This is a genomic window from Streptomyces sp. NPDC001568 (genome assembly GCF_042893755.1).
GTDB lineage: Bacteria > Actinomycetota > Actinomycetes > Streptomycetales > Streptomycetaceae > Streptomyces.
The window spans coordinates 17,448-32,045 of sequence record NZ_JBIAVF010000003.1 but is presented as its reverse complement, the minus strand read 5'-3'; the positions used below and the strand labels follow the sequence as shown (position 1 = coordinate 32,045).

Below are 14,598 nucleotides of genomic sequence, written 5' to 3'. Positions count from 1 at the left end.
ACACGACTGATCCGACCGATCGGAGCCCGCGTGGCCTGTGACCTGTGGCTGGTCCCCCTCGTCGATGTGCTGTGCCACAGCCCCGACAATCCCTTCGCGGAGGAAATCGCCTCGTACGACAAGGCGCTGGGCGAGGCGGGACTGCCGTCCGTCCCCGTGTTCGCCTACATGCCGGGCCTGAGCGGGGACGTGGCCCCCGTGGCCGGATTCGACTACGACGCGCTGCACTTCCTGCGGCGCGCGTACCTGCTGCAGATCTGCGGGCTGCCGGTGACCCCGGTGGACGAGTTGGGCGGGGACTACGAGCAGCTGCTGGAGATGTTCGAACCCACGGCGCAGCAGTCGCACCTGGTGTGGCACTACGACCACGCCGGGGCCTACGTGCCCGTGGACTTCGCGGCTCCGCTGGCCAACGAGGAACTGCTGGCCGGGGGCGGACCGCTGGGGTCCGCGCAGGGGCTGCTGCGGGAACTGGCCGTCGTCGCCCCGGCGATCGGAATAGACCCGGGGAACCCGCCCGCCGCACCGGCGCCGCCGGGCCGGCCGACGTCGCTGGAGGAATCGGCCGGGCCGATCCCGTACGACGAGAGCCCCTTCGCCCGGGAGCGCCACGTGTGGCTGGGGCTGCACGCGGCGGCGACACGCAGCCTCGGCCAGGGATCGATGATCATCTTCAGCTGAGCCGGGCGACCCCGCCGGACCCGCCGGACCGGCCGCGCGACGGGTGCGGGGCCGGTGCGGGGCGCCACCGCCCCGCACCCGGGCTCCCGCCACCGCGCCTCTACGCTCCGCACCCCTTACGCCCCGCACCTCACCGCGGCTGCTCCGGCGGACGCTGGCGCGGCATGTTCGGGCGGGTGCCCGGGGGGAGGGGGAAGCGCGCCGGGGGGATGCCGGGGTCGGAGCGGACGGTGGAGCCGGCCAGCGACTGCATCACCAGCGGCGCCGGGCCCGCGCGGAACTCCACCATCCAGTCCGCCGTCTCCGAGCGCACGAGCTCCGTCACGTCCTCGGAGAAGCGCCGCAGCACCGTCAGGCAGCGCTCGGCGGCCTCGCTCGCGGTGCCCTCGGTCGGCCCCAGCACCTCGCGCACGTTCTCGGAGGCCCAGTCGAACTGGAGCGTCTGGAGGCGCCGCTGCACGGCCTGCGCGGTCGCCACGTCCCGCATCCACCCGGAGGTGAGCCCGAAGAACCGGTCGCAGGCCAGGCAGGCGGCGGCGAACAGCAGGCACAGGTACCCGTACGCGGACGCGCCCGGCGCCGAGCCCGTCAGCTCCAGCAGGGGCATCGCGGCGCCCGTGACCGCACCGGCGGCCGCGCCCACCCGCAGGGCCCGCGCACCGCGGCGCTTCCACGCCCGGTCGGACAGGTACCACTCGGCGGTGCGCAGCGCGTCGGCCTCGACGCGCCGGTAGAGCTCGTCGAGCCGCTCGGCGGGTTCGCCCCAGTCCCCGAGCGGGAACGGCCGGCCGGTCAGGTCGCCGTCGCCGTCCTCCGCGGGATCCCGGGGTGGCCCCTCGGGCTGCATCTCCGGCTGACTCACCCGGCACTCCCTCTGCCTGCGCTGACGTGTCGTGGTGCGCGTGTGCGCAATGGTGCGCATGCTCTTCCTACCTTCGAATGACGGGCCATGGACGACGAAACCCCGGTTTTCCGCCCGCACGGAGGGCCCCAGCAGGTACGCGCACGCCGTATCTCTCACTCGAAAGAGTTGGTCCTCCCGGCGTAGGGCGCGCCGCGCGGGGACCACGTAGGCTCGGATTGACCAAGCGTTCCGAAGGAGTGAGTGCCCTGTGATTCCCGGTGGTGGCCAGCCCGACATGCAGCAGCTGCTTCAGCAGGCCCAGAAGATGCAGCAGGATCTCGCCGCGGCCCAGGAAGAGCTGGCCGCCGCCGAGGTCGAGGGTCAGTCCGGCGGCGGACTGGTGAAGGCGACCGTCACCGGTTCCGGTGAACTGCTCGCGCTGGTGATCGATCCGAAGGCCGTGGATCCCGAGGACACCGAGACCCTTGCCGACCTGGTGGTCGCCGCGGTTCAGGCGGCCAACGAGAACGCCCAGGCGCTCCAGGAGCAGCGGATGGGCCCGCTCGCTCAGATGCTGGGCGGCGGCGGAGGCATTCCCGGCCTGCCGTTCTAGCACCGGCGCGGCGCGAGATCGCCCCGTCCGACATCAACCGAGCCCCCACCGAACGAGAGAAGGCAGTCCGTTGTACGAAGGCGTGGTCCAGGACCTGATCGACGAACTGGGCAGGCTGCCCGGCGTCGGGCCCAAGAGCGCGCAGCGGATCGCCTTCCACGTCCTGCAGGCCGAGCCCACCGACATCCGGCGCCTCGCGCACGCGCTGCTGGAGGCGAAGGACAAGGTCCGGTTCTGCGCGGTCTGCGGGAACGTGGCGCAGGAGGAGCGGTGCGGCATCTGCCGCGACCCGCGCCGTGACACCACGGTCATCTGTGTGGTCGAGGAGTCGAAGGACGTCGTCGCGATCGAACGGACCCGCGAGTTCCGGGGCAAGTACCACGTCCTCGGCGGCGCGATCAGCCCGATCGAGGGCGTCGGCCCGGACGACCTGCGGATCCGGGAGCTGCTGACGCGCCTGGCGGACGGTACGGTCACGGAGCTGATCCTGGCGACCGACCCGAACCTGGAGGGCGAGGCGACCGCCACCTACCTCGCCCGCATGATCAAGCCCATGGGCCTCAAGGTCACCCGCCTGGCCAGCGGGCTCCCCGTAGGGGGAGATCTGGAGTACGCGGACGAGGTCACGCTCGGGCGGGCCTTTGAAGGAAGGCGACTTCTCGATGTCTGACGCAACGCTGCACGCCCTCGGCCAGGATCCGGACGACTTCGCCGCCTCGATCGCGGACCAGATCGAGTCGTTCATCGTCGCGGTCACCATGGTGGCCAAGGGCGAGGACCCGGACAGTGCCGTGCCCTTCCTCCTCCTGGAGGTGTCCCAGCTGCTGCTGGCGGGCGGCCGGCTGGGCGCGTACCAGGACGTCCTGCCCGAAGAGCGCTACGAGCCCGACCTGGGTCCGGAGCCGGACGTGGACGACCTGCGCGAGCGGTTCGCGATCATGCTGGAGCCGGTCGACGTCTACTCCGAGGTCTTCGATCCGTACGAGCCGCGCAAGGCCCCGGTCCCGCACCGGATCTCCGACGACCTGGCCGACGTGGTCGCCGACCTGCGGCACGGGCTCATCCACCACCAGGCCGGTCGCATCACCGAGGCGCTGTGGTGGTGGCAGTTCTCGTACTTCACCAACTGGGGTCCGACGGCCTCGGCCACGCTGCGCGCCCTCCAGTCGCTGATCGCGCACGTCCGGCTCGACCAGCCGCTGGCCGCCCTGGACGGCCTGGACACGGACGAGGACATCACCGAGGACGATCTGGCGGAGCAGGCCGGGCAGGTCATGGCGGAGGAACTGGGCGGGCTGGGCCGCAAGTGACGGGCCGCGCGCCGGTCGCGCCGGGGCCCGCTCGGGCAACCGGTCCGCTGATCTTTTCGTCTCATGATGTGGCACGAAGCGGTCGTATCGCGGCCGCTCGTTAGACTGCATCCGGAAAATGAGACGAACCGAGCGAGGAGCGCACGTGGGCCTTGTCGTGCAGAAGTACGGAGGCTCCTCCGTAGCCGATGCCGAGGGCATCAAGCGCGTCGCCAAGCGGATCGTGGATGCCAAGAAGAACGGCCACCAGGTGGTCGTCGTGGTTTCCGCGATGGGCGACACTACGGACGAGCTGATCGATCTCGCCGAGCAGGTATCTCCGATGCCTGCCGGGCGTGAGTTCGACATGCTGCTGACCGCCGGAGAGCGGATCTCCATGGCCCTGCTGGCCATGGCGATCAAAAACCTGGGCCACGAGGCCCAGTCGTTCACCGGCAGCCAGGCGGGCGTGATCACCGACTCGGTGCACAACAAAGCGCGCATCATCGATGTGACGCCGGGCCGTATCCGCACCGCGCTGGACGAGGGCAACATCGCCATCGTCGCCGGATTCCAGGGCGTGTCCGCGGACTCGAAGGACATCACCACCCTGGGCCGCGGCGGGTCGGACACCACCGCCGTGGCGCTGGCCGCGGCGCTGGACGCCGAGGTCTGCGAGATCTACACCGACGTCGACGGCGTCTTCACCGCGGACCCCCGCGTCGTGAAGAAGGCCAAGAAGCTCGACTGGATCTCCTCCGAGGACATGCTGGAGCTCGCGGCCTCCGGCTCCAAGGTGCTGCTGCACCGCTGCGTCGAGTACGCGCGCCGCTACAACATCCCGATCCACGTCCGCTCGTCCTTCTCGGGACTGCCGGGCACCTGGGTCAGCAACGAGAATCCGCAAGGGGACGCGCAGGTGGAGCACGCCATCATCTCCGGAGTCGCGCACGACGTCTCCGAAGCCAAGATCACTGTCGTCGGGGTCCCGGACAAGCCGGGCGAGGCCGCGGCGATCTTCCGCGCCATCGCGGACGCCGAGATCAACATCGACATGATCGTGCAGAACGTCTCTGCGGCCTCCACGGGCCTCACGGACATCTCCTTCACCCTCCCCAAGGCAGAGGGCCACAAGGCCATCGACGCCCTGGAGAAGGCGAAGGGCCAGATCGGCTTCGACTCGCTGCGCTACGACGACCAGATCGGCAAGATCTCGCTGGTCGGCGCGGGCATGAAGACCAACCCGGGCGTCACCGCCTCGTTCTTCCAGGCGCTGTCCGACGCGGGCGTCAACATCGAGCTGATCTCGACCTCCGAGATCCGCATCTCCGTCGTGACCCGCCAGGACGACGTCAACGACGCCGTCCGCGCCGTGCACACGGCCTTCGGGCTCGACTCCGACAGCGACGAGGCCGTCGTCTACGGAGGCACCGGACGATGAACCCGCCCCGGTCCTCCGGCCCGGCGCTCGCCGTGGTCGGGGCGACCGGTGCGGTCGGTTCGGTCCTGCTCCGGATCCTGTCCCAACGGGCGGACATCTGGGGCGAGATACGCCTGATCGCCACCCCGCGCTCGGCCGGCCGCGTGCTGGCCGTGCGCGGCGAGGAGATCGAGGTGATCGCCCTCACCGAGGACGCCTTCGACGGCTTCGGCGTGGGCGACATCGTGCTCTTCCTGACCCCGGACGAGGTCTCGGCGCGCTGGGCCCCCGTCGTCACCGCGCGCGGTGCCGTCGTGGTGGACCGTTCCGCCGCGTTCCGGGACGACCCCGAGGTTCCCCTGGTGGTGCCCGAGGTGAACGGCCACGCCGTACGGATCCGGCCGCGCGGCATCGTCGCCGGCCCCGACTGCGTGACCGCCGCCATGATCGCCGCGCTGGGCGCGCTGCACGCCGAGTACGCACTGGCCGACCTGGCCGTCTCCTCGTACCAGGCCGCCGGTGCGGCCGGTCGGGCCGGCTCCGAGACCCTGCGCCGCCAGCTGTCGCTGGTCGCCGGAACCTCCCTGGGCGAGCAGCCCGGGGACGTCCGCCGGGCCGTCGGCGAGGACACCGGCCCGTTCGCGGCCCCGCTCGCGCTGAACGTCGTGCCCTGGTCCGGTGAGCTGTGCGACGACGGCTGGTCCTCGCACGAGCTGGCCGTACGCGCGGAGACCCGGCGGATCCTGGAACTGGACGCGCTGCCGGTCGCCGTGACCTGCGTACAGGTCCCCGTCGTCATCGGCCATTCCCTCACCGTGCGGGCCCGGTTCGAGCGGGAGGTCGACGCGGTGCGTGCCCGGGAGATCCTGGAGGCCGCGCCCGGAGTGGTCCTCGTCGACGACCCGGCCGCAGGGGAGTTCCCGACGCCGGCGGACGCCGCCGGGACGGATCCGGCCTGGGTGGGACGGGTGCGGCGCTCGCTCGACGACACCCGCTCCCTGGAGTTCTTCGTGTGCGCCGACAACCTGCGCAAGGGCGCCGCCCTGAATGCCGCTCAGATCTCGGAACTCATCGCGGGTGAATTCGCGTAAATCGCTTTGTAGGATCGGTGGCGATCCCTTGATCAAGGTGATGGCCCGACTGCCGCCTGGACAAACGGGGCAACCGGGAAGAGCGGGTACGCATGAGGGCAACGGGAAAAACGCAAAGGACTCCGCCTCGCGCGTACAACCCTGACGGAGGGATACGTGTCCAAAGGGCGTGGCAGAGGCATTGCTCGACTTCGCCGTCGTACCCGCACGCACCGGAATCGTCCCGTCGCGGCGACGCACCGGCGCACCCGGCGGCTTCCCCGTGATCGTTCCCGTCCCGCCGGCAGGCGCCCCGCCCGCCACGCCCTCCGCCCTGCCGACCCCGAGCGGCCGCGTGCCCTCGCCCCGCGATAGCGCGGGTACGGTCGGCACGCCCGCGGACCCGACGGCAGTCGGTGCGCCCGAGGCCGGGGCCTCCGCGGCGGGGGCCGGCGAGCCGGCCGCCGCCGAGAAGGTCGTCGTCGCGGGGACCACGGTCGATCACCTCACCGAGACCTACCAGGCCCACTACCGGTCGCTCCTCGGCCTGGCCGCCCTCCTCCTCGACGACACCGCCTCCTGCGAGGACGTCGTCCAAGAGGCGTTCATCCGGGTCCACTCGGCCCGCAACAGGGTCCGGGACAGGGACAAGACGCTGGCCTACCTGCGCCAGACCGTCGTGAACCTCTCGCGCTCCGCGCTGCGCCGCCGCATCCTCGGCCTGAAGCTCCTCTCGAAGCCGATGCCGGACATGGCGAGCGCGGAGGAGGGCGCGTACGACCAACTGGAGCGCGACGACCTCATCAAGTCGATGCGGGGACTCCAGCGCCGCCAGCGCGAGGTGCTGGTGCTGCGCTATTTCGCGGACATGACGGAGGTCCAGGTCGCCGAGACGCTCGGCATATCGCTCGGCTCGGTCAAGGCGTACGGTTCGCGGGGCATTGCCGCGCTGAGGGTGGCGATGGAGGCTGCGCAGTCATGACGGACGACCAGAAGAATCCGGCGGACCCGGCGGGAACCGCCGGACACGAGGGTGACGAACAGGCGCTACGGAGCCTGCTGGCGGGGGCCGTCCAGGGCCTGGAGCCCTCCGACGGCGCGCTGGAGCGCCTGCGCCACGCGGTGCCCGCCCGTCGGGCCCTTAAACGCCAGGCCGTCGTGGGGGCGGCAGCGGCGGTGCTGCTGGCCGCGACCGCGGTTCCGGCGGCCCTGCACCTGGGGGGCGAACAGGGCACCACCACCGACCACTCGGCGATGGCCGGACACGGTCAGGCACAGGGCGGCAATACGGGGTACCCCGCGGAGCCCCGCCACAACGGCGCCGGAGCCGGCAACCAGCCCAGGCCGACGCGGTCCACCGGCCCGACCCTGGAGGACGGCACCGGCGAACAGCCGTCCCCGCAGGCGAGCGTCACCCCGTCCGGCGGCGTCACGACCGGCCCGTCCGGCACCGGGGCCACGGCCGGCGCGGCGACCGGCAGCGGACCGGCGATCGAGCGAACGCCCCCGGTGGCCGCACCCGGGGTCGTCCCCGCCTGCACCTCCGAGCAGTTGGGCGTGCGGGGCAGCGCCCGCGCCCCCGAGCGCGACGGCAAGGTGTACGGCAGCTTCCAGGTCACCAACGTGTCGGCACGCGGCTGCACGGTCACCGGCCCGGACCGGGTGACGGCCGCCTCGCTGGCGACGACGCCCCCCGCGAAGGGCCCCGCGGTGACGGTCACGGGCCACCGGGAGGGGGACCCGGCGAGCGGGCTGCTCCCCGCCCCGTCGACCGAGAGGCCCCAGCTGGTGCTCGACCCGAACAGTGCCTACGAGGTGCGCTTCGCCTGGGTGCCGTCCGCCGAGTCCTGCCCCGCGGCGTCCCCGAGCCCCTCGGCCGAGCCCGCCGAGCAGAGCGGCCCGGCGCAGCGTCCGGCCGGTTCGGCGGAGCCCGCGTCCGAAGACGGTTCGGCCGTGAGCCCGGCCGCGGCGGCGGACCCGCTGAGCGGTACCACGGCGCCGGACCCGGCCGGCGTGGCGGTGTCCCACACGCCCGGCACGCCGCTTGCGGGGGCTCCGATCACGCAGACCACGATCCCGGCGGCCTGCGGCGGGACGGTCTACCGGACGGGCATCATTCCCGCGGCCGCGCCGTAGCGGAGGCCGGGGCCGGGGCATCGGCGTCGGGCGCGGAGGCCGCGTCCGGGCCGGCCTCGGGGAGGGATCCGGTGGTCGCACCCGGGGCGGCCGGCAGCAGGCCGGCCTCGGCGTCGCGCAGGGTCTCCACCTCGCGGCGGTACAGCCGGAACCACATGAAGATGACGAAGGCGACGAAGACGAACCACTCGCCGGTGTAGCCGAGGTTCTGGAAGGCCTTCAGGTCGAGACCGGTGTTGTTCGGGGCCTTCGCGGGGACCGGCGTCATCCCGTCGACGGGGGTCTGCACCGTCAGCCAGGCGTCGTAGAGGGGATCGGGCACCAGGTTGACCAGCGTGGCCGACCCGATCACCCCGAGCTGACCCTCCGGCAGGCCGCCCTGCGAGTGGACGCCCTTGGTCCCGGAGTTCTCCGAGGACTGCAGGGCGCCGCTGACCTCGACCCGCCCGGTCGGCGGGGTCGGGGCCTTGGCCGCGTCGGCCGGCCCCGGCAGCCAGCCCCGTACGACGGGGACGGTCCGGCCCGAGTCGGTGCGCAGCAGGGTCAGGACGTAGAAGCCCTCCCGGCCGTCGAGCTGCCGCTCGGGGACGAGCAGCTGGCGCCCGTACTCCCCGGCGGTGGAGGCGAGCCGTCCGGAGGTCTCCGTGGTCACCGGCAGCAGGGAGTCCAGCGGGGCGGCCGCCTGGTCGGCGGGCCGCTGCGCGGTCGCCTCCCGGTGGCTGCCGACACGATCCTCGAAGCGGCCGAGCTGCCAGGACCCCATGAACAGGCAGACGGGGATGGCGAGCGCGACGAAGACGTTGATCCCCCACCAGCGCGGGGTCAGGAGAAACCGGTGCACGCCACCACCGTACGGGGGGCGCGGGGCCGGCCCGCCTCCGGGGCACGGCCCGGAGCCCGCCCGGCCGCCGGCCCGGCCGCCCGGAGGCGGCCGGGCCGGCAGGTGCCGCTGCGGCCCGGGGGCCTCCGCATCAGGGCTTCAGGTGCTTGAGGGCGAATTCGAGGTCCATGCGGACCTGCTTGATGCGTTCCTCGACGACCAGCGAGCCGTGCCCGGCGTCGTAGCGGTACACCTCGTGGACCGCGCCGCGGGCAGCGAGGCGTTCGACGTAGTTGTCGATCTGACGGATCGGGCAGCGCGGGTCGTTGACCCCGGCGGCGATGTGCACGGGAGCGGTGACGGCATCGACGTACGTCAGCGGGGAGGAGGCCTCGAAGCGTTCGGGGACCTCCTCCGGGGTTCCGCCGAAGAGCGTGCGGTCGAGGGACTTCAGGGCCTCCATCTCGTCGTGGTAGGCCGTGACGTAGTCCGCGACGGGTACGCCGGCCAGGCCCACGGCCCAGGCGTCGGGCTGCGTGCCGAGGCCGAGCAGGGTCAGGTAGCCGCCCCAGGACCCCCCGGACAGGACGAGGCGTGCCGGGTCGGCGAGGCCGGAGGCCACGGCCCACTCCCGGACGGCCGCGATGTCCTCCAGCTCGATGAGACCGACGCGGTGCTTGAGGGCGTCGGTCCACTCCCGGCCGTAGCCGGTGGAGCCGCGGTAGTTCACCCGCACCACCGCGAAGCCGTGGTCCAGCCAGGCCGCCGGGGTGGCGAGGAAGGAGTCGCTGTCGTGCCAGGTGGGCCCGCCGTGGATCTCGAAGACGGTCGGGAAGGGGCCGTCGCCGTGGCCGGTGGGACGCTGCGCCAGCGCGTGGACGCGGCCGCCGGGGCCGTCCACCCACACGTCCTCCACCGGCACCGAGCCGGGCGGGCGGAAACCGGGCGGGTCGAGTACGACGCCGCCGGCGGTGGAGCGTACGGAGGCCGGTTCGGCCGCCGAGGACCACTGGTACTCGACGGTGCCGTCCGGGCGGGCCGTCGCACCGGACACCGACCCCGGGGGCGTGTCCACCCGTACGAGTTCCCGCGCGGCCAGGTCGTAGCGCCACAGCTCGCTGCGCGCCTCGAAGCTGTGGGCGATGAGCAGGGCGGACCCGTCCGGGTACCACTCGGCGCTGACGTCGCCGGGCAGCTCGATCGCCAGGTCCTCCTCGGAGCCGGTGGACACGTCCCAGACCATCGGCTCCCACCGGCCGCGCCGCTGGTGGCCGACGAGGAGGCGGGTGTCCCCGGCGACGGGGGCGAAGCCGAGCACCTCCAGGCCGAGCTCCTCGGTACCGCCCCGGGAGTCGTCGAGCTCGGCGACGCCGGCTCCGTCGAGGGTGAGGACGCGCAGTGCCGAGTGCATGGCGTCGCCGTGTTCGGTGTGCTCGACGGCGAGGAGGGTGCCGTCATGGGAGAGGTCGCCGACACCGGCCGATTCGCGGTGTCGGTAGACGACGGTGGGGGCGCTCCCGTCCGGCCGCACGACGTGGATCGTCGATCCGTCCTCGTCCGTGGACCGGCCGACGACCGCCGTGCCGTCCCGACCGATGGCGAGCCCCGCCGGGTACGAGGGCTCCAGGCCGGGGGTCGCGGGTTCGTCGGGGCCGCCCGCGAAGGGTTGGCGGACCCAGGTGCCGAACTCGTCGCCGTCGGTGTCGGAGAACCACCAGATCCACTCGCCGTCGGGGGAGAGGGCGCCGTCGGTGGTGCCGTTCGGGCGGTCGGTGGCCTGGCGCTGGGTGCCGGTGGCGCGGTCCCAGGCGTAGAGCTCGTAGGTGCCGGTGGCGTTGGAGACGAAGAGCGAGCGGTCCGGGGCGTCCTCGGCCCATTCGGGCAGGCCTACGCGCGGGGCCCGGAAGCGCCGCTCCCAGTCGGGCATCTCTCGCGTCTCGGGGGTGTCGCCGGGGGTCACATCGCTGTCGCTGGTCATGCCCTCCATTCTTGCCGCACCGGCGTGGGTGACGCGTCGAGATGCCGACTGGGCCGAACGGGCGCATGGTGGTGGGCGTACGCCGATCGCTGACGAGAGGGTGTTGATCATGGCGAAGAAGGCGCGCACCGGTCACCACGGCCACCAGGATTCCGAGCGGGCGATGGCGAAGAACACGGCGGCCGAGGCGCGGGCCAAGGCCGCGGTCAGAGACGTGCAGTCGGTCGCCGCGAAGACGCGAGGCATGCAGCAGAAGGCCCAGGCGAAGCGCGGCTGAAACCGCCGCGCCCCGGGTCTCTGCACCGGTCACGGCCTGTGTTTCACGTGAAACAGCAGGCGGCGACCGGTGCGGCGTTCCACGTGAAACCGGATCGCGTGCACACGGGCGTTTCACGTGAAACGAAGCGCCACGTCCGTACGCTGGCCCCATGCGGATGATCGTCCGGGGTGCCCGGCTGCTCCACACACCAGCACACGCCCTCTCCGACGTGGAAGTCGGCGAGGACGGCCGCGTCACGCGCGTGGTCCCGCACGACGACCAGAAGGAACCGCCCGCGACCGGGGTACTGATCGAGGCCCACGGCGACCTCCTCACGGCCCCCTTCGTGGAACCCCACATCCACCTGGACACGGCCCTGACGGCCGGGCAGCCCCGCCCCAACGCCTCCGGCACGCTCTGGGAGGGCATCGCCTGCTGGAGCGAACGCAAGCGGACCCTGACCCGCGAGGACGTCATCGACCGGGCGACCGAGGTGCTGCGCTGGCAGGCGGCCAACGGGGTGCTGCACGTCCGTACCCACTGCGACGTCACCGACCCCTCCCTCACCGCGCTCGACGCGCTGCTGGAGGTCCGTGACCGGGTGCGGGACATCATGACCCTGCAGATCGTCGCCTTCCCGCAGGAGGGCATCGTCTCCTTCCCCGACGGCGCGGCGCTGCTGCGCGAAGCCGTGGCCCGCGGGGCGGACGTCGTCGGGGCCATCCCGCACTTCGAGGACACCCGCGAGGACGGCATCGCCTCGCTGGGAACGGCCTTCGCGCTGGCCGAGGAGCACGGGCTGCGCGTCGACGCCCACTGCGACGAGATCGACGACGAACAGTCCCGCTTCGTGGAAACGCTCGCCACGCTGGCCCTGCGCTCGGGCCTGCGCGAGCGCGCGACCGCCTCGCACACGACGGCCATGGGCTCCTACAACGGCGCCTACGCGTTCAAGCTCCAGCGGCTGCTGTCCCGTTCGGGCATCAACCTCGTCTCCAACCCCTTCGCCAACCTCAACCTCCAGGGCCGGTTCGACGCGTATCCCAAGCGGCGCGGCCTCACCCAGGTCAAGGAGATGCTGGCGGCCGGCGTCAACGTGGCCTTCGGCCACGACGACGTGATGGACCCCTGGAACGCGCTGGGCACGGCCAACCCGCTCCAGACCGCCCTCGTCGGCGTGTACGCCGCCCAGCTCACCGGAGCGGACGAGATCCCGCTCGCCTTCTCGATGGTGACGGACCGTGCGGCCCGGGTGCTGGGCCTCGACGCCTCCGAGTACGGGATCCACGAAGGCGCCCCGGCCTCCTTCGTGCTGCTGCCCGCCCCCACCCCGCAGGAGGCGATCCGCCGTCAGGTCCGCCCCCGGTACGTGGTTTCCCGGGGCAGCGTCCTCGCGGAGACGCGACCGCAGCCGGCCCTGCTGAACTGGCCCGGCGAGACCCCGTCGACGGTGGAGTTCATCCGGGGGACCCAGGCCGCCCCTCGAGAGGGACTGCCTGAGCCGGGTCCGCACTAGGGTGCGGCCATGACACGGATACGGACCCCGTACGACCTCGACTCCGACACGGCCCGCTCCGCCTTCGAGACCGCCTCGGAGTACGCGGACGCTGCGCTGCTCAACCACTCCGTCCGCTCCTACGCCTTCGCCGCCGAGTACGCGCGCGAGCGGGAGATCGCGTACGACGCGGAACTCCTCTACGTCAGCGCCCTGCTGCACGACCTGGGCCTCACCGCGCCGTTCGACAGCCACACCCTGCCCTTCGAGGAAGCCGGCGGGCACGTGGCCCGGGTGTTCACGGCGGGGCTGGGCTGGGCGCCCGCCCGCCGGGCGCGGGCGCAGGAGGTGATCGTCCTGCACATGCGGGACGACGTCGACGCCGCCGAGGACGCGGAAAGCCACCTCCTCCAGGTGGGTACGAGCGCGGACGTCTCGGGGCTGCGCGTGGAGGAGTTCGCCCCGTCCTTCACGGCCGGACTACTGGCCGCGTACCCCCGGTCGGGCTTCGGCGCGGCCTTCCTCGCGCTCGTCGAGGACCAGGCCGCGCGGAAGCCGGCCTGCGCGGCCGCCGCCTACGTCGCGGGCGGAGCCGCGGCCCGAATCGGCGCGAACCCGCTGGACCACTGACCGCCGCGGGCCCGGCCCGCGCCGCCGGCGTCGAACCCGGATCCCGCGCCGGCGGAGTACGAGGACAGCCGTCCCCGCCCCACTCGGAAGGACCCGCACATGAAAACAGGTCAGGTGGCCTACTCGATGAGTAGGCCACCTGACCTGGTACTACAGCGTCGGGGTGGCGGGATTTGAACCCACGACCTCTTCGTCCCGAACGAAGCGCGCTGCCAAGCTGCGCTACACCCCGATCGTCGCTTTGGCGTCTTGCTGCCGTGGCGACATCGATTACTTTAGCGGACCCTCGCCCGGAGACGAAATCCGGTTTTCACGAGGCGCCGCCCGGGTGCCGCGGGGGCGCCCCGGCCCTGGTGTCAGGCCTTCGGGGTCAGGGTCAGCAGGGTCGCTTCCGGGGGGCAGGCGAAGCGGACCGGGGTGTAGCGGTTGGTGCCGCAGCCCGCCGAGACGTGGAGGTACGAGCGGTGGCCGTCGGCCTCGTACGTCGACAGGCCCTTGACCCGCTTCGTGTCCAGGTCGCAGTTGGTGACCAGGGCCCCGTAGAAGGGGATGCACAGCTGCCCGCCGTGGGTGTGCCCGGCGAGGATCAGGGGGTACCGGTCGGCGGTGAAGGATTCGAGGACCCGCAGGTACGGGGCGTGCACGACGGCCATCGAGAAGTCGGCGTCCGCCTCGGGGCCGCCCGCGACCTGCTCGTAGCGGTCCCGCTTGATGTGCGGGTCGTCGAGGCCGGTGAAGGCGAGCTCCAGCCCTTCCAGCTTCAGTCGGGCCCGCGTGTTGGTGAGGTTGAGCCAGCCCGCCGCGTCGAAGGCGTCCCGCATGCCCTCCCAGGGGTTGTGGACGGCGCCGACGACCGGCTTGTTGCCGTTCAGCCCGTGCCGGCCCTGGGTCTTCTCGATCAGGTACCGCCCCGGGTTCCGCAGCCGCGGCCCGTAGTAGTCGTTGGACCCGAAGACGTACACGCCCGGGAAGTCCATCAGCGGACCCAGCGCGTCGAGGACCTCCGGCACGCCCTCCGTGTCGGAGAGGTTGTCGCCGGTGTTCACCACGAAGTCGGGGCGCAGCCCGGCCAGGGACTGCAGCCAGGCACGCTTCTTGTGCTGCCCGCCGACCATGTGGATGTCGGAGACCTGGAGCACGCGTAGCGGGCGCATCCCCGGCGGGAGCACGGGCACGGTGACCCGGCGCAGGCGGAAGGAACGGGCCTCGAATCCGGCGGCATAGGCCACTCCCGCGGCCCCCACCGCCGCGATCGAGGCAGTGACTTTCAGGGGGACTCCGTAACGCGCGCGCATGCCCCCTATCGTCGCAGACGCGGAAAACCGGCGGGCGCCACCGCCCCCGCACCTGGCAGACTCATGGG

General features: G+C 72.4%; 15 protein-coding genes and 1 tRNA gene. 11 read left to right on the top strand and 5 right to left on the bottom strand.

The window, feature by feature from the left end; all coding sequences use genetic code 11:
• The first annotated feature begins 30 nt into the window (after window positions 1-30).
• Window positions 31-681: a hypothetical protein gene (locus ACFY0I_RS05925; RefSeq protein WP_388890779.1), complete on the top strand. Its 651-nt coding sequence runs from the start codon at window positions 31-33 to the stop codon at window positions 679-681.
• A gap of 130 nt (window positions 682-811) precedes the next feature.
• Here the strand turns inward: ACFY0I_RS05925 and ACFY0I_RS05920 are convergent, their stop codons facing one another.
• Window positions 812-1,543 (bottom strand): SLATT domain-containing protein, encoded by a 732-nt coding sequence (locus tag ACFY0I_RS05920; RefSeq protein ID WP_388890776.1) that lies wholly within the window; start codon window positions 1,541-1,543, stop codon window positions 812-814.
• Between the two features lie 250 nt (window positions 1,544-1,793).
• On the opposite strand from ACFY0I_RS05920, the gene ACFY0I_RS05915 reads away from it, so the two are divergent.
• From ACFY0I_RS05915 to ACFY0I_RS05885, 7 genes are all read left to right on the top strand, one after another.
• Window positions 1,794-2,138 (top strand): YbaB/EbfC family nucleoid-associated protein, encoded by a 345-nt coding sequence (locus tag ACFY0I_RS05915; RefSeq protein WP_362875360.1) that lies wholly within the window; start codon window positions 1,794-1,796, stop codon window positions 2,136-2,138.
• 70 nt (window positions 2,139-2,208) lie between these two features.
• Window positions 2,209-2,808 carry a recombination mediator RecR gene (gene recR / locus ACFY0I_RS05910; protein ID WP_319192216.1) on the top strand — a complete coding sequence of 200 codons (600 nt, stop codon included), beginning with the start codon at window positions 2,209-2,211 and terminating at the stop codon, window positions 2,806-2,808.
• Window positions 2,801-3,448 carry a DUF5063 domain-containing protein gene (locus tag ACFY0I_RS05905; protein ID WP_388890773.1) on the top strand — a complete coding sequence of 216 codons (648 nt, stop codon included), beginning with the start codon at window positions 2,801-2,803 and terminating at the stop codon, window positions 3,446-3,448. Before recR ends, ACFY0I_RS05905 begins: the two co-directional genes overlap by 8 nt.
• 145 nt (window positions 3,449-3,593) lie before the next feature.
• Window positions 3,594-4,868, top strand: a complete 1,275-nt coding sequence (locus ACFY0I_RS05900) for an aspartate kinase (protein ID WP_319192213.1) — start codon at window positions 3,594-3,596, stop codon at window positions 4,866-4,868.
• A complete protein-coding gene (locus ACFY0I_RS05895) occupies window positions 4,865-5,938 on the top strand; it encodes an aspartate-semialdehyde dehydrogenase (protein WP_388890771.1) in 1,074 nt (357 codons plus the stop codon). Before ACFY0I_RS05900 ends, ACFY0I_RS05895 begins: the two co-directional genes overlap by 4 nt.
• A 181-nt stretch (window positions 5,939-6,119) precedes the next feature.
• Window positions 6,120-6,899: a SigE family RNA polymerase sigma factor gene (locus ACFY0I_RS05890; protein WP_388891783.1), complete on the top strand. Its 780-nt coding sequence runs from the start codon at window positions 6,120-6,122 to the stop codon at window positions 6,897-6,899.
• Window positions 6,896-8,053, top strand: coding sequence for a hypothetical protein (locus ACFY0I_RS05885; protein ID WP_388890769.1), 1,158 nt, complete (start codon window positions 6,896-6,898; stop codon window positions 8,051-8,053). Before ACFY0I_RS05890 ends, ACFY0I_RS05885 begins: the two co-directional genes overlap by 4 nt.
• Here the strand turns inward: ACFY0I_RS05885 and ACFY0I_RS05880 are convergent.
• Both ACFY0I_RS05880 and ACFY0I_RS05875 read right to left on the bottom strand, forming a co-directional pair.
• Window positions 8,031-8,894 carry an SURF1 family protein gene (locus ACFY0I_RS05880; protein WP_388890767.1) on the bottom strand — a complete coding sequence of 288 codons (864 nt, stop codon included), beginning with the start codon at window positions 8,892-8,894 and terminating at the stop codon, window positions 8,031-8,033. The two genes, ACFY0I_RS05885 and ACFY0I_RS05880, sit on opposite strands and share 23 nt — an antisense overlap.
• Window positions 8,895-9,024: 130 nt before the next feature.
• Complete coding sequence (locus ACFY0I_RS05875) at window positions 9,025-10,851, bottom strand: prolyl oligopeptidase family serine peptidase (RefSeq protein ID WP_388890765.1); 1,827 nt, start codon at window positions 10,849-10,851, stop codon at window positions 9,025-9,027.
• 109 nt (window positions 10,852-10,960) lie between these two features.
• Between ACFY0I_RS05875 and ACFY0I_RS05870 the strand changes: the two genes are divergently transcribed.
• From ACFY0I_RS05870 to ACFY0I_RS05860, 3 genes are all read left to right on the top strand, one after another.
• Window positions 10,961-11,128, top strand: coding sequence for a hypothetical protein (locus ACFY0I_RS05870; RefSeq protein WP_363057109.1), 168 nt, complete (start codon window positions 10,961-10,963; stop codon window positions 11,126-11,128).
• A gap of 151 nt (window positions 11,129-11,279) precedes the next feature.
• Window positions 11,280-12,626, top strand: coding sequence for a cytosine deaminase (gene codA, locus ACFY0I_RS05865; RefSeq protein WP_388890763.1), 1,347 nt, complete (start codon window positions 11,280-11,282; stop codon window positions 12,624-12,626).
• 9 nt (window positions 12,627-12,635) lie between these two features.
• Entirely contained in the window at window positions 12,636-13,235 is a 600-nt protein-coding gene (locus ACFY0I_RS05860; RefSeq protein WP_388890760.1) for an HD domain-containing protein, read from the top strand.
• Between the two features lie 158 nt (window positions 13,236-13,393).
• On the opposite strand, the gene ACFY0I_RS05855 is transcribed toward ACFY0I_RS05860, so the two are convergent.
• Together ACFY0I_RS05855 and ACFY0I_RS05850 are read right to left on the bottom strand one after the other, a co-directional pair.
• Window positions 13,394-13,467 (bottom strand) — tRNA-Pro (locus tag ACFY0I_RS05855).
• A 124-nt stretch (window positions 13,468-13,591) separates the two neighbouring features.
• Window positions 13,592-14,530: a metallophosphoesterase gene (locus ACFY0I_RS05850; protein WP_388890758.1), complete on the bottom strand. Its 939-nt coding sequence runs from the start codon at window positions 14,528-14,530 to the stop codon at window positions 13,592-13,594.
• Between the last annotated feature and the right edge of the window lie 68 nt (window positions 14,531-14,598).